General features: G+C 67.6%; 10 protein-coding genes. 4 read left to right on the top strand and 6 right to left on the bottom strand.

All coding sequences use genetic code 11. The annotated features are described in order from the left end of the window. Positions 1-3 precede the first annotated feature (3 nt). The 3 genes from VIF40_RS01595 to VIF40_RS01605 are packed head-to-tail and all read right to left on the bottom strand — an operon-like array spanning position 4 to position 4222. Positions 4-876, bottom strand: coding sequence for an NAD(P)-dependent oxidoreductase (locus VIF40_RS01595; protein WP_331935769.1), 873 nt, complete (start codon positions 874-876; stop codon positions 4-6). Between the two features lie 13 nt (positions 877-889). After that, on the bottom strand, positions 890-3709 hold the full coding sequence (locus VIF40_RS01600; RefSeq protein WP_331935770.1) for a heavy metal translocating P-type ATPase: 2820 nt from the start codon (positions 3707-3709) through the stop codon (positions 890-892). Between the two features lie 27 nt (positions 3710-3736). Continuing rightward, a complete protein-coding gene (locus VIF40_RS01605) occupies positions 3737-4222 on the bottom strand; it encodes an isoprenylcysteine carboxylmethyltransferase family protein (protein WP_331935771.1) in 486 nt (161 codons plus the stop codon). Positions 4223-4384: 162 nt separating this feature from the next. On the opposite strand from VIF40_RS01605, the gene VIF40_RS01610 reads away from it, so the two are divergent. Genes VIF40_RS01610 through VIF40_RS01620 form a run of 3 tightly spaced genes read left to right on the top strand, consistent with a single transcriptional unit; the run spans position 4385 to position 7426 of the window. Next, entirely contained in the window at positions 4385-5542 is a 1158-nt protein-coding gene (locus VIF40_RS01610; RefSeq protein ID WP_331935772.1) for an 8-amino-7-oxononanoate synthase, read from the top strand. Then, positions 5539-6168: a dethiobiotin synthase gene (bioD, locus tag VIF40_RS01615; RefSeq protein WP_331935773.1), complete on the top strand. Its 630-nt coding sequence runs from the start codon at positions 5539-5541 to the stop codon at positions 6166-6168. Before VIF40_RS01610 ends, bioD begins: the two co-directional genes overlap by 4 nt. Position 6169: 1 nt before the next feature. Continuing rightward, complete coding sequence (locus tag VIF40_RS01620; protein ID WP_331935774.1) at positions 6170-7426, top strand: adenosylmethionine--8-amino-7-oxononanoate transaminase; 1257 nt, start codon at positions 6170-6172, stop codon at positions 7424-7426. 60 nt (positions 7427-7486) lie between these two features. Here the strand turns inward: VIF40_RS01620 and VIF40_RS01625 are convergent, their stop codons facing one another. From VIF40_RS01625 to VIF40_RS01635, 3 genes are all read right to left on the bottom strand, one after another. After that, entirely contained in the window at positions 7487-9193 is a 1707-nt protein-coding gene (locus VIF40_RS01625) for an AMP-binding protein (protein WP_331935775.1), read from the bottom strand. A 180-nt stretch (positions 9194-9373) separates the two neighbouring features. Further along, positions 9374-10417 (bottom strand): nickel/cobalt transporter, encoded by a 1044-nt coding sequence (locus tag VIF40_RS01630; RefSeq protein WP_414684735.1) that lies wholly within the window; start codon positions 10415-10417, stop codon positions 9374-9376. Next, positions 10414-11058 carry a DUF1007 family protein gene (locus VIF40_RS01635; RefSeq protein ID WP_414684736.1) on the bottom strand — a complete coding sequence of 215 codons (645 nt, stop codon included), beginning with the start codon at positions 11056-11058 and terminating at the stop codon, positions 10414-10416. Before VIF40_RS01635 ends, VIF40_RS01630 begins: the two co-directional genes overlap by 4 nt. Positions 11059-11558: 500 nt before the next feature. On the opposite strand from VIF40_RS01635, the gene VIF40_RS01640 reads away from it, so the two are divergent. Further along, positions 11559-15068: an indolepyruvate ferredoxin oxidoreductase family protein gene (locus tag VIF40_RS01640; protein WP_331935776.1), complete on the top strand. Its 3510-nt coding sequence runs from the start codon at positions 11559-11561 to the stop codon at positions 15066-15068. Positions 15069-15273 lie beyond the last annotated feature (205 nt).

The following is a 15273-nucleotide window of genomic DNA, read 5'->3' on the forward strand; positions in this document are numbered from 1 at the left end:
CCCTCAGCCGCCGCCGAAGGGAATTTTCTGCACGCCGGCGGTGATCGGCGCGTCGAGGAAGAAATCCAATAGGGCGGGAACGCTCGGATCGACCGCATAGGCGGCGAAATCGGTCACGCCTTCTTGCATCAGAACATTCACGTCGACGAAGAAATTGCCCGTGCAGGCGCGTGCGTCGCGCGTCAAAATCGCATGGGCGGCGTCGGCGACGATCTGCGGCTTGCGCGTGCGCCGCAGCGCCGCCTCGCCGCCCAGCAGATTGCCGACCGCGGCGGTGGCGATCGCCGTCTCCGGCCATAGCGAGTTCACGGCGACGCCCTTGTCCGCGTATTCGCGCGCGAGGCCGAGCGTGACGAGGCTCATGCCATATTTCGCCATCGTGTAGGCGAGATTGGGCGCGAACCAGCGCGGGCTCATGTCGAGCGGCGGCGACAGAGTGAGAATATGCGGATTGTCGGATGTCTTCAGATAGGGCAGTGCGAGCTTCGCGCAGAGAAAGCTGCCGCGCGCGTTGATCTGATGCATCAGATCGAAACGCTTCATCTCCAGCGCCTCGATCCCGCGCAGATCGATCGCGCTCGCATTATTGACCAGAATATCGACGCCGCCGAAGATCGCCGCCGTCTTGTCGAGCGCGTCCGCGACCTGAGCGTCGAAGCGAATGTCGCAAGGCAGAGCGAGCGCTCGCCCGCCCGCTTTTTCGATCGCCGCGGCGGCCGTGAAGATCGTCCCCGGGAGCTTGGGATGCTCGGCGATGCTTTTGGCGACGATCGCCACATTGGCGCCGTCGCGCGCGGCGCGCTCCGCTATGGCGAGGCCGATGCCGCGGCTCGCGCCGGTGATGAACAGCGTCTTTCCGAAGAGCGATCCCGCCATTTGCGTGGTCTCGTCAGGCTGCGACACGCGCCGGATAGCCGGCGTCGGTGATGATCTTGGCGAGCCCGTCCGGGTCCTTGGGCGAGGGCGAGACTTCCACCTTGCCGGTGGCGAGATCGATCTTCACCTGCGCTTGCGGCTCGGCCTTCTGCACCGCCTCGGTCACATGCTTCACGCATTTGCCGCAAGACATTTCCTGAACGTCGAATGTCGTCGTCATCTGTGCTTCCTCCACTCTGGTCTCTTCGAAATGCGCGCCCGAAGGCTCGCGATCCGGGTCCGTGATGGACCGCGCGCCTTCAGGCGCGCTCTCCTCGAAACTCTTCGGTGTCGCGCTCGCCTCCACCGGCGGGCGGAAGCGTCGCAGCCGCAGCGCATTCGTCAGCACGAAGACGCTGGAAAAGGCCATGGCGCCGGCGCCGAGCATGGGCGAGAGCAGCGTTCCATTCACCGGATAGAGCGCGCCTGCCGCGACGGGAATCAGAATCACATTATAGCCGAAGGCCCAGAACAGATTTTGCGCGATATTGCGCATCGTCGCGCGCGACAGAGCGAGCGCCGCCGGCACTTTGGCGACGTGGCCGGACATCAGCACGACGTCGGCGGCCTCGATCGCTATGTCGGTCCCGGTGCCGATGGCGATGCCGACATCGGCTGCGGCGAGCGCCGGCGCGTCATTCACGCCGTCGCCGACAAAGGCGATCTTGCGGCCCTCGCGCAGGCGCTGGAGCGCGGCGACCTTGCCCTCCGGCAGCACGCCGGCGACGACCTCGTCGATGCCGAGCTTGGCCGCTATGGCGCGCGCGGCGCGTTCGTCGTCGCCGGTGATCATCGCCGTCGCCACGCCTTGGGCGTGCAGCGCGGCGACAGCGGCGACGCTCGTCTCCTCGAGCGCGTCGGCGACGCAGAGAATGGCGGCGAGCCGCCCGTCGATCGCGACATAGAGCGGCGTCTTGCCCTCCGCCGCGAGCCGATCCGCGGTCGCCTCGAAAGCGCCGACGTCGAGGCCGAGCGCGCTCATGTAGCGGGCGGCGCCGACGGCGATCTTGCGCCCATCGCCCGTCGCTTCGACGCCCATTCCGGGCGTCGCCGAAAAATCGCGCGTCTCGACGATGGCGAGGCCGCGCGCTTTCGCCGCGGCGACCAGAGCGCCGGCGATCGGATGCTCCGAGCGCGCCTCGGCGCTGGCGGCGAGCCGCAGCGCTTCATCGGCCTCGAAGCCGGGCGCGGCCTCGAGATCGGTGAGCTCCGGTCTGCCGCGCGTGAGCGTGCCGGTCTTGTCGAAGGCGATCAGCGTCACATCGCGCAAGCTCTGCAGCGCCTCGCCCTTGCGGAACAAAATGCCGAGCTCGGCGGCGCGTCCCGTGCCGGTCATGATGGCGGCGGGCGTGGCGAGGCCCATGGCGCAGGGGCAGGCGATGATCAGCACGGCGACCGCCGCCACCAGCGCATGAGAGACGTCGCGCTGCGGCCCGAAGGCGAGCCAAAGCAGGAAGGTGAGATAGGCGACGGCGAGCACCGCGGGCACGAAGACGCCGGTCACGCGATCGACCAGCGCCTGTATCGGCAGCTTGGCGCCCTGCGCCTGCTCCACCATGCGAATGACGCCGGCGAGCACAGTGTCCGCGCCGACGCGCGTCGCGCGGAAGGTGAAGGCGCCGGTGGTGTTCACCGTCGCGCCGGTGACTTCCGAGCCCTTGCGCTTGGCGGTCGGCGCGGGCTCGCCGGTGATCATCGATTCATCGACATGCGAGGCGCCGTCGACGACGATTCCATCCGTCGCGACGCGCTCGCCCGGCCGCACCGCCACGAGATCGCCGACGACGACATCGTCGATCGGCAGCTCGATCTGCTCGGCCCCGCGCAGCACGCGCGCGGTCTTGGGCGCCAGCGCGGCGAGCGCGCGGATGGCCTCCGAGGTGCGGCCCTTGGCGCGCGCCTCCAGCGTGCGGCCGAACAGGATCAGCGTCACGATGACGACGGCCGATTCATAATAGACATTGGCCGCGCCCTGCGGCAGCAGGCCGGGGGCGAAAGTCGCGACGACCGAATAGAGATAGGCGCTCATCGTGCCGATGGCGACGAGCGAGTTCATGTCCGGATGGCCGCGCCAGAGCGAGGGAAAGCCCTTCTCGTAGAAGGGGCGGCCCGGTCCGGCCAGCACCAGCGTCGCCAGCGCGAAGGAGACGTAGCGCGTCGTCTCATGGCCGATATTGGCCATGAACCAATCGCCGAGCCCCGGAATCATATGGGCGCCCATCTCGAGGAACACGACCGGCGCGCTCAGCGCCGCGGCGATGAGCAAGCGCTTTCGCAGCGACGCGGCCTCCTGCTCGCGCGCGTCCTTCTCGCGATCGGCGGCTTTGCTCCCGCTCTCGATCTCGCGCGGCTCATAGCCGGCCTCCGTCACGGCGCGGCGCAGCGCCTTGGCGGTATCGCCGCCGCCGAGCGCGCGCACCCGCGCTCGCTCGGTCGCCAGATTGACCTCGGCGGAGAGCACGCCGGGCGCGGCGCGCAGCGCCTTCTCGACATGGGCGACGCAAGAGGCGCAGGTCATGCCGCCGACGCCGAATTCGATCGTCTCGACGGAAGGCTCATAGCCGGCGTCGCTCACGGCCCGCGCCAGCGCGTCGAGATCGGCGGCGGGCGCGAGAGCGACATCGGCTCGCTCGGTCGCGAGATTGACGGAGGCGGAGAGGACGCCGGGCGCGCCACGAAGCGCCTTCTCGACATGCGACACGCAGGAGGCGCAAGTCATTCCGCGCACGCCGAAGGAAAGCCGCGTCCCATCGCCCGCGGCGGGCATGTCTGCGCGAGTCGAGGCGTCGGGCATTCTGGTTCGCTCCTCTCGCGCGTCAGTCTACAACCAACGGCGGGTTCTCGCGACATAGGCGTCGAATTCCGCGCCGAACCGTTGCGACAAATGGCGCTCTTCCCGCTCTATCGCCAGTCGCTGGAGGAGAAACGCCAGCGCGGGCGTCAGCAGGATCATCCAGACCGAGCCGAAAGCGAGGCCGATGCCTGCGACCAGCGCCACATGCGACACATAAATCGGATTGCGCGACCAGCGGTACGGGCCCGCGACGACGAGGCTCGACACGGCGCGATCGGGCCGCATCGTCGTGCCCTGGCACCGCATCAGCAGCGCGCACCAGACATCATTGGCGAGCGCCAGCGCAATGACGAGGCCGCCCGCGATGCGCGCGCTCGGCGGCCAGGCGCTGTCGGAGAGTGGGAGAAGCGCGTCGAGCAGAGCGCCGATCGCGATCGCCACGACGACGAGCCGCGGCGGCCATGCGATCCGCGACGGCGGATCGGCCTCGGCTTCGCTGGCGTTCACGGGCATGCGGCGTCCTCTCGTTTCTGCTCAGATCGCGTTGGCCGCGCGGAATTTCAAGCCGCGCGTCGAAGAAAAGCTCTTGCCGGGGCCTTTCTTGCCGTTCCGCCGCCGGCCGGCTATGTAACCGCCGCTTCGGCGCATCCGGCCGAGCTGCTCGGGAAGGGTTTCGTGACGACAGATCAGCGCGGGGGCGGCGTTCTCGACGTCTATGCGGCGGACCTCGCGAGCCTTGCCGCGCAGGACCAGCTGCGCGCGCTCGCGCCGCGCCGCGGACTCGACTTCACCTCGAATGATTTTCTGGCGCTCGCCGAGTCGCAGGAGTATCGCGACGCCGCCGCGGCGGCGCTGGCGCGCGGCGTTCCCATCGGCGCCGGCGGCTCGCGTCTGCTGCGCGGCGACCATGAGGAGCATGCGGCGCTGGAGCGCGAGGCGGCGGCCTTCTTCCATGCCGAGAGCGCGCTCTATTTCGGCGCGGGCTTTTCGGCGAATGAGGCCTTGCTCGCCACTCTGCCGCAGCGTGGCGATCTCATCGTCCATGATTCGCTCGTTCACGCCAGCGCGCATGAGGGCATGCGCCTGTCGCGCGCGGAGACCGTCGCCGCTCTGCACAACGACGCCGACGCCTTCGAGGACGAGATCGCGGCATGGCGACGCGGCGGCGGAACGGGCCGGCCCTGGATCGTCGTCGAGAGCCTCTACAGCATGGACGGCGATTTCGCGCCGCTCGCGCCGCTCGCCGAGATCGCCGCGCGTCATGATGCGTTTCTGCTGATCGACGAGGCGCATGCGACGGGCGTCCATGGTCCAGGCGGGCGCGGCCTCGCCGCTGCGCTCGAGGGCCGCGAGAATGTCGTCACGCTGCACACTTGCGGCAAGGCGCTCGGCGTGTTCGGCGGCCTCGTGCTGCTGCCCGCCGTGTTGCGCGAATTTCTGATCAATCGCTGCCGCCAGCTTATTTTCGCCACCGCGCCGTCGCCGCTGGTCGCCGCCTGCCTGCGCGCCGCTCTGCCGATCGTCGAGCGGGCGGAAGGACGCCGCGCCGCGTTGCGCTCGCGCGTCGCCGTCGCCGCGCGCGAATTGCAGGCCGTCGGACTCGCGCCGCCGCTGTCGCAGATCGCGCCGATCGTCGTCGGCTCCAACGCCCGCGCGCTGGCGCTGGCCGCCGCGATGCAGGCGCTCGGCTACGACATTCGCGCCATCCGCCCGCCGACGGTGGCGGACGGAACGGCGCGGCTGCGCATCTCCCTCACGCTGCATGTGAGCGAGACGCAGATTTCCGCGATGATCGACGATCTCGCGCATGAGCTGTCGAGACTGCCGACATGACGCGCTTCGTCATCGTCGGGACCGACACCAATGTCGGCAAGACGGTGTTCTCCGCCGCGCTCGCCGGCGCGCTCGACGCCTTTTATTGGAAGCCCGTGCAATCGGGCCTCGACGGCGAGACGGACACGATGACCGTCGCGCGGCTTTCGGGGCTCGCCGCCGCAAAGCTTTTGCCGGAAGCCTATCGTCTGACGACTCCGGCGTCGCCGCATCTCGCCGCGCGCATCGACGGCGTCACGATCGATGTGGACCGCCTCGCTCCGCCCGATCGCGCGCCGCTCGTCGTCGAGACGGCCGGCGGCGTGATGACGCCGCTGACCGAAGCGGTTTCGACGATCGATCTTCTCGCGCGCTGGCGGCTTCCCGTCATTCTCTGCGCGCGCACCACGCTCGGAACGATCAATCACAGCCTGTTGTCGCTCGAAGCGCTGCGGCGTCGCGAGATTCCGATCGTCGGCGTCGTTTTCGTCGGCGAGGAGAATGAGGATACGCAGCGCATCATCGCCAAGCTGTCCGGCGCCCGCGCGCTCGGCCGTCTTCCATTCGTGTCGCCGCTCACGGCCGAGACTTTGGCGGCGACTTTCGCGGCGCATTTTCGCCGCGCCGATTTCGACGGGGTGGGCTGAAATGACGGATTCGCCTGTCTGGCGGCCTTTCACCCAGCATGCGCTGCAAGGGCGAGCGATCCGCGTCGCGCGGGGCGAAGGCGCCTGGCTGGAGACGGCGGACGGCCGTCGGATTCTCGATGCGATCTCGTCATGGTGGGTCATCACCCATGGCCATCGCCATCCCATGATCGTGCAGGCGATCAAGGATCAGGCGGATCGGCTCGATCAGGTGATTTTCGCCGGCTTCACCCATGAGCCCGCCGAGACGCTCGCGCGTCGGCTCGTCGCGCTGACGCCGCCGGGGCTCGATCATGTGTTCTATTCGGATAGCGGCTCCACCTCGGTGGAGGTCGCGATCAAAATGGCGCTCGGCTATTTCCGCAATCGCGGCGTCGCGCGCAATCGCGTGATCGCGCTCGAGCATGGCTATCATGGCGACACGATCGGCGCCATGTCGACCGGCGCGCGCTCGGTCTTCAACGCCGCCTATGAGCCGCTGCTGTTCGATGTGACGCGCATTCCCTTCCCGCGCGCCGGAGGCGAGCAGGAAACGCTCGATGCGCTGGAGGCCGCCTGTCGCAGCGCCGACGCTGCGGTTTTCGTCGTCGAGCCGCTCTTGCTCGGCGCCGGCGGCATGCTCGTCTATGGCGCCGACACGCTGCGCGAGATGCGGCGCATCTGCGCGACGCATGGCGTGCTCTTCGTCGCCGACGAGGTGATGACCGGCTTCGGCCGCACGGGAACGCTATTCGCCTGCGAGCAGGCGGGGATCGTTCCGGACATCGCCTGCTACGCCAAGGGCATCACCGGCGGATCCTTGCCGCTCGCCGTCACGATGTGCTCGGCGGAGATTTTTCAGGCGCATTATTCAACCGACCGCTCGCGCACCTTCTTTCACTCCAGCTCCTTCACCGCCAATCCCATCGCCTGCGCGGCGGCGGCGGCCAATCTCGACATATGGGAGAGCGAGGACGTGCGCGGCCGTATCGCGCGTCTCGCAGCCATGCAGGAGGAGCGGCTGCGACGCTTTGCGAATGATGCGCGCTTTGCCGATGTGCGACGCGTCGGCACGATCGCGGCGCTCGATCTGCGCGTCGGCGACGCGGGCTATCTCGCGACCATCGGTCCCGCGCTCTATGATTTCTTCGTCGCGCGCGGGCTGCTGCTGCGGCCGCTCGGCAATGCGATCTATATTCTGCCGCCCTATTGCATAGAGGCGAGCGAGCTCGATCTTCTCTATGCGGCGATCGACGAGGCGGCGGATCGATTTGGTTGAAAGACGTGCGCATCGCTTCTCCCGCAGGCGGGAGAAGGGATGCGCACGTCAGGCGCCGCTCTACTTTCCGCGCGCCAGATAGTCTTCCTTCAGCACGCGGCGCAGCACCTTGCCGACAGCGCTCTTGGGCAGGCTGTCGCGGAATTCGAAATGGCGCGGCGCTTTGTAATGCGTCAGCGTCTCGCGGCAGAAATCATGCAGCTCCTTGCCGGTGACGCTCGCGTCGCGCGGCACGATGAAGGCGAGCGGCGCCTCGCCCGAATGCGGATCGGGAATGCCGATCACCGCGGCCTCCTTCACCTTCGGATGGCGCGTCAGCACATTCTCGACCTCGTTCGGATAGACGTTGAAGCCGGAGACGAGGATCATCTCCTTGAGCCGGTCGACGATCTTCAATTGTCCATCGGGCAGCATCACGGCGACGTCGCCGGTGCGGAAGAATCCGTCCTGCGTCGTCGCTGCGGCGGTCTCCTCGGGTCTGTTCCAATAGCCGGCCATCACCTGCGGGCCCTTCACGCAGAGCTCGCCGCGCTCGCCGAAGGGCGCGGGCTCGCCGGTGGGCAGGCGGATCGACACTTGCGTCGAAGGGTAGGGATAGCCGATGGCGCCGGAGAATTCCTCGAGATCGGGCCGGTTGCAGGCGATGACCGGCGACGTCTCCGAGAGGCCGTAGCCTTCGATGATCGGGTGGCCGGTCAGCTCTTTCCATTTGCGCGCGACGACGTCCTGCGTCGCCATGCCGCCGGAGATGCAGAAGATGAGATCGGAGAAGTCGATGAGCGGGAACTTCGGGTGATTGGCGAGCGCCGCATAGAGCGTGTTGACGCCGGAGATCATGGTGAAGCGCGATTTGCGCAGCGTCTTCACGAAGCCGGCGATGTCGCGCGGATTGGCGATGAGCAGGCAGGAGCCGCCGATCTTGACGATCAGCAGGCAGCAGGCGGTGAGGCCGAAGATGTGATAGAGCGGCAGCGCCGTCACCATCACCTGATCGAGCGGCGTCGGCAGATAGGGACAGAGCCAGGCGGCCGATTGCGCCACATTGGCCGCGACATTGCGATGCCGCAGCATGGCGCCTTTGGCGACGCCGGTCGTCCCGCCCGTATATTGCAGAAAAGCGATATCGTCGGGGACGATGGTCACGTCTCGCAATGGCGCGGCGGCGCCGGCGCGCAGCGTCTGCGAGAAGCGCAGGCTCTGCGGCAGGCGATAGCGCCGCACGGCGCATTTCACATAGCGCGAGACGAAATTCACGATTGGGCCGCGCAGGCCGAGCAGATCGCCGGGGGCGATGACGACGGCTTTTTCGACGCGCATCGACGGCCACGCCGCTTCGACCGTATGCGCGAAATTCTCGAGCACGAAGATCATGCGCGCGCCGGCGTCGTCGATCTGGAAGGCGAGCTCCTTGGGCGTGTAGAGCGGATTGACGTTGACGACGACGCCGCCGGCGAGCAGCACGCCGAAGATCAGCGGCGGATAGGCCATAACATTGGGCGCCATGATCGCGATGCGATCGCCCTTTTCCACGCCCTGCGACTGAAGCCAGGCGGCGATGGCGCGCGCGGCCTGTCCGAATTCCGCGTAGGTGAGCTTGGCGCCGAAGCTCTGGAGCGCAGTGCGGTCGGAAAATTCGACGACGCTCTGGCGGAACATTTCGACGAGCGTCGAATAGCTCGCCGGGTCGATCTCGCCGGGCGCGAACGGCGGGTAGGAGGCGACCCAGGGCCGGGCGGCATAGGGATCGGTGAGGGTTGCGGCAGTCATTAGGGGCCTCCGGGCGTGGGCGCGACGGACCGCGGCCCTGCTGTCCGCTCTATCGATAGCGATAATTTGCTGACGAAAATATAGCGCGTCGCGGGCGCGAGCGCAGCCCCAGGCGCGAGTCGATCGTCGTCGCAGCGCAGCAATTCCACGCGTATCGGGCGACCATGCAGTCGCAGCGCGTCAGGCGCCGCCGACTCCCATGCGCAGGCCGAGAAGCAGCGCGAGGCCGAAAGCGAGGACGAGGAGAGCCGCGAGAAGCTCGGCCGAGCGCAGCAGCGTTTCGGCGCGTCGGGATTTTCGCGCGGCGAGGCGCGCGGCGAAATCCTTGGCGAAGACGGCGGTCGCCGCCAAGGCGCCGGTGGTGATCGCCGTGCCGGCGGACATCAGCAGCGTCGCTCCGGCGCCGACGATAAACACGCCTTGTGACAGTGTGAAGACGAGCACGACAATGGCGCCGGAGCAGGGGCGCAGCCCCGCCGCGACGACCGTCGCGAGCGCATCCGCCCAGCGAAAGCCGGCGCCGAGACGCGCGGCGTCGATCGCATGCATATGGCCGCAGTCGGGGCTGTGGACATGAGTCGGATCGTCGACGGCCTCGCAGGCGAAGGCGCTGCGCCGCGCCACGGCGAGGGCGGGAATCGGCGCCGGCGCGAAGGCCGGCTCCCGCAATGCGGCGAGCAGCGCGCGCCCTTTGACATAGGCGAGGCGCGCGCCGAGAACGGCGATGGCGGCGTAGCTCGCCATCTCGATCCATGTCGCCGCTTCGGTCATGCGCTGCGCGGTGGCGCCGAAGAGGATCGCCGCGACGCCGACCAGCGCGATGGCCACGGCGCCTTGCAGCAGCGCCGCCAGCGCGGCGAGCGTCAGTCCGCGCTTCAGCGCCGTCTCATTGGCGATCATATAGGAGGCGAGCACCGCCTTGCCATGGCCGGGGCCCGCGGCGTGGAACACGCCATAGGCGAAGCTCGCCGCCGCCAGCGTCGCAAAGGCGCCAGGGTCGGTTTTCAGCGCTTTGGCGGCGTCCTGCAGCTCCTTGTGGAATTTGCTCTGCCAGGCGAGCACGAGGCCGGCGAAGCCGTTCGCCGCGCCGACCGGGCCCTCGGAGGGGCCGACGGCGAAAGGATGGCGCGCGGCCTCGGCGAGCGCCGCATCTTGCAGCATCAGGAGCGCGAGCGCGCCCAGCGCCGCGGCGGCGAGCGCGCGCTCCCGCGACGAAACCCTCACGGGCAGGCCACGACGACGCGCGCCGCGAGCTTCATGCCGAAATCGGCGCCGGGCGACATATTGGCGAAGAAGGCCTCGCTGAGCTTTTGCGTGTCGACGGAGAGCAGCGGCTTCGGCTCGACGACGCTCGTCGAGCAGCCGGCGGGCGCCTGTGCGAGCGTCACCGGATTTTGCTTCTCGAGATCGAAGGAGACGAAATAGGTCGGGTCATAGGTCTGGAAGGAGAAGGGCTTGTGCGCCGGCAGCGGCTTTTCCAGCGGCAGAGTGAAATGCATGGTGACGATTCGCTTGTCGTCGGCCTCGAGCCAGACGTCCTCTGGCGGTCCGAAGGCGGCATTGGCGTTCTGATATTTGGCGAAGGTGAAATAGTCGAATTCGGCGAGCGATTCGGCGTTGGTCTTGGCGAGCGGGGCGAGCTCCTCGCGGCTCGGCGGCTTGCCGTCCTTGCCGAGGCCCTGCAACGCGAAGGCCGAATACATCTCATCGAAGGTCCAGGCGTGGCGCACGCCTTTGATCTTGCCGTCCTGCGTGAACAGCACCTCGCTGCGCACGGCGACCCACACATGCGGATGCGCGGCGGCAGGAGCGGCGGCGAGCGTGGCGAGGATCGTCAGCGCAGCGAATCCAAATCTCATCGGCATAGGGGTTCTCGCCTCGGTCGGGCCGTGGCGCGGGGTTCGATCCAGCGAATCGCTCCCGTTCCGCGCGCCGTCCTGTAGTCGGGGAAGGCGGCGGAAACGGGGCCGGCGGGCCTGTTTCGACACCTTTTTCCGCGCTTGCGAAGGCTCGCTTGCTGGCCTTGCGCGTCGTGACGTATAATGTCACGTCCGACGCCGCCGAGACAAGCCGGGCGGGGGACGAGCCGGGCGAGGGGCTCGGGGGCTCCGTGGCGGCGGCGATCGCGGATGACGATCGTGGATGGAATACGGATTTACACGGATGAGGAGGACGGGAGTCTTTCCGCCGACGTGCAAATCCGCAATATGACTTCGAGAGCGCCCTGCGTGCGAGCTTTCGAGCGGGAACGCTTCATATGGAGAGCCGGCCGGCGCCTCTCTCCGTGACGATGACGTCGCGCGGCCCTGCGCGAGCGGGACTCCCTCCCCGCGAGGGCTTCGCGCCGAGCGAGGAGAGTATTCGAATGGCGGATAAAGTCGCCGGCGCGCTAGAATCCGGCTCCGCCTTCGGCGACGTCTCCCTCGCCGACCGTTTCGATCTCACCAAGACTCACGTGCTGCTCAACGGCACGCAGGCGATCGTGCGGCTCCTGCTGATGCAGAAGGAGATGGACCGTCGCGCCGGCCTGCGCACGGCGGGCTTCGTCTCCGGCTATCGCGGCTCGCCGCTCGGCGGCATGGACGCGCAGCTGCACAAGGCGAAGCCGCTCTTCGACAGAGACGACATTCTCTTCATGCCGGGCCTCAACGAGGATCTCGCCGCCACCGCAATATGGGGCGCGCAGCAGGCCGAGATGCGCGGCGAAGGCAAATATGACGGCGTCTTCTCGGTCTGGTACGGCAAGGGGCCGGGCGTCGACCGCTCCGGCGACGCGCTGCGCCATGTCAATCTCGCCGGCTCCTCGCGCAATGGCGGCGTGCTGGCGCTGATGGGCGACGACCATACGGCCGAATCCTCCACCACGGCGCATCAGTCCGAATATCATTTCGTCGATGTGATGATGCCGATCCTCTCGCCGGCCGGCGTGCAGGAGATTCTCGACTATGGCCTCATGGGCTTCGCGCTGTCGCGCTACGCCGGCGTCTGGGTCGGCCTGAAGCTCATCAAGGATACGGTCGAGTCGACCGCCTCCATCGACGGCTCGCTCGATCGCGTGCGTCCGGTCGCGCCGCTCGATTTTCCGATGCCGCCGGGCGGCCTCAACATTCGTCCGCGCGATCCCGTGCTGGCGCAGGAAGAGCGCATGCAGGAGAGCAAGCGCGACGCCATGCTCGCCTTCATCCGCGCCAATCGCCTCAACCGCATCATCACCTCCGGCGGCCCGAACGCCAAGATCGGCGTCATCACCCTGGGCAAGTCCTATCTCGACGTACGCCAGGCGATGGACGATCTCGGCATCGACGAGGTGAAGGCCAATGATTACGGCCTGCGCCTCTACAAGATCGCCTGTCCGTGGCCGCTCGAGCCGCAAGGGCTGCGCGAGTTCGTGCGCGGGCTCGATCTCGTCATCGTCGTCGAGGAGAAGCGCTCGCTCGTCGAGGTGCAATTGCGCGAGGAGCTCTATGGCTCGTCGCATCAGCCGATCTGCATCGGCAAGAAGGACGAGGCCGGCGAATGGCTGTTCCCGGTGAAGGGCTCGCTCGACGCCAATGACGTCGCCATCGCCATCGGCCGGCGTCTGTTGAATTCTGTTCGCTCCGATGATCTCGAGGAGCGCGTGCGCCGGCTCGAGCAGATGCAGGAGCGGCGCAAGGCGTTGACCGACGTCGGCGTGCGCGTGCCGCATTTTTGCTCCGGCTGCCCGCACAGCACCTCCACCCATGTGCCGGAGGGCATGCGCGCCTACACGGGCATTGGCTGCCATTATATGGCGCAATGGATGGATCGCTCGACCGAGGGCTACACGCATATGGGCGGCGAGGGCGCCAATTGGATCGGCGAGGCGCCCTTCTCGACGCGCGGCCATGTGTTCCAAAATCTCGGCGACGGCACCTACAATCATTCCGGCTCGCTCGCCATTCGCTTCGCCGTCGCGACCAAGACCAACATCACCTTCAAGATTCTCTTCAACGGCGTCGTCGCCATGACCGGCGGACAGGCGCATGAAGGCGAGCTGACCGTCGAGGCCATAGCGCATCAGGTGGCGGCGGAAGGCGTCGCGAGAATCGCGCTCGTCTCCGACGAGCCGCATAAATACGGCTCCGATATCCAATGGCCGCCGGGCCTCGGCATCTATCACCGCAACGTCATCAACAGCGTGCAGAGCGAACTCGCCGCGACGGATGGCGTCACCATTCTGATCTATGATCAGACCTGCGCGACGGAAAAGCGCCGCGGCCGCAAGCGCGGCGAATATCCCGACCCCGACGTGCGCGTCGTCATCAACGAGCTCGTCTGCGAGGGCTGCGGCGATTGCGGCCGCGCCTCCAATTGCGTGTCCGTGCAGCCGCTGGAGACGGAGTTCGGCCGCAAGCGCCGCATCGATCAGTCGAGCTGCAACAAGGATCTCTCCTGCCTCGAGGGCTTCTGCCCGAGCTTCGTCACCGTGCATGGCGCGCGCATGAAGAAAGCCGCGCCGACCAGCGAGACGCAATGTCCGCCGCCGCCCGAGCCCGTCGTGCCGCAGCTCGGCGCGACGCCCTACGGCGTGCTCGTCGCCGGCATCGGCGGGACGGGCGTGGTGACGGTCAGCGCCATTCTCGGCATGGCGGCGCATCTCGAGGGCAAGGGCGTCGGCGTCATCGACATGGCCGGCCTCGCGCAAAAGGGCGGGGCGGTCTATTGCCATGTGAAGATCGGCCGCACGCGCGCCGATGTTCATGCGATCCGCATCGCCGCGGGCGAGGCCGATCTCGTGCTCGGCTGCGATCTCGTCGTCGCCGGCGGCAAGCAGATTCTCGCGGCCATCGATCCGGCGCGCAGCCATGTCGTCGTCAACAGCGCCGAGGTGTTTCCCGGCGATTTCGAGCGCGATCCCGATTTCGTGCTGCCGGCGGCGCGCATAGAGCAGGCGATCCGCGGCGCCGCGGGCGAGCGCGTCGATTTCCTGAATGTGACGGAGCTGGCGCTGGCGCTGCTCGGCGATTCCATCGCGGCGAATATGTTCCTGCTCGGCTATGCGTGGCAGAAGGGCCTGCTGCCGCTCTCGGAAGCCGCGCTGCTGCGCGCGATCGCGCTGAATGGCGAAGCGGTGGCGATGAATCATTCCGCCTTCGCCTGGGGCCGCCGCGCCGCGCATGATCTGACGAGCGTCAGCGCTGTCGTTTCCTCGCTGCGCGAGCGCAATCCCGCGCGCGACGTCGCGCGCAGCCTGGAGGAGACGATCGAGCGTCGCGTCGCCTTTCTCACCGACTATCAGAACGCCTCTTACGCCGCGCGCTATCGTTCGAGAGTGGACGCGGTCGCGCGGCTCGAGAAGGAGCGCGTTCCCGGCATGAAGGAGCTGACCGAGGCGGTGGCGCGCGGCCTGTTCAAGCTGATGTCGGCCAAGGACGAGTTCGAGGTGGCGCGGCTCTACACGGACGGCTCTTTCCGGCGCCAGCTCGGCGAGATCTTCGAGGGCGACCTGCGCATGGAGCTGCATCTCGCGCCCAATCTGGTGGCGTTCCAGCGCAAGAACGACATCGGCGGCTCGCGCAAGATCACCTTCGGCCCGTGGATGTTCCATGTGCTGAAATGGCTGGCGCGCTTCAAAGGCCTGCGCGGCACGCTCCTCGATCCCTTCCGCCCGGACAGCGACCGTATCGCCGAGCGCAAGATGCTGGCCGATTATCAATTGCTGCTAGACGATATTCTGCCGCATCTTTCGCCCGCCAATCATGCGGCGGCGGTGGCGCTGGCGCGCGTGCCGGAGAAAATCCGCGGCTTCGGCCACATACGCGCGCGCAGCACGCAGGAGGCGCGCGCCGAGATCGAGCGACTCTACGGCGAATATCACGCGATCAGGTCGGATGTGAAACTGGCGGCGGAGTGAGCGAGCGTCGAGCGTCGCTGAAATAAGGGCGCGTCCCTTCTCCCGCTTGCGGGAGAAGGTGGCCCTCGCGTCAGCGAGGGTCGGATGAGGGCCCGTCCCACAGCGACGATCTCGAACGTCTCGCCGCGCCGCGAACCGCGGGCGCCCTCATCCGACCCCACTTCGTGGGGCCACCTTCTCCCACGAGTGGGAGAAGGAGACGCGC

Source organism: Methylosinus sp., from assembly GCF_036560965.1.
In the GTDB taxonomy this organism is placed as follows: Bacteria; Pseudomonadota; Alphaproteobacteria; order Rhizobiales; family Beijerinckiaceae; genus Methylosinus.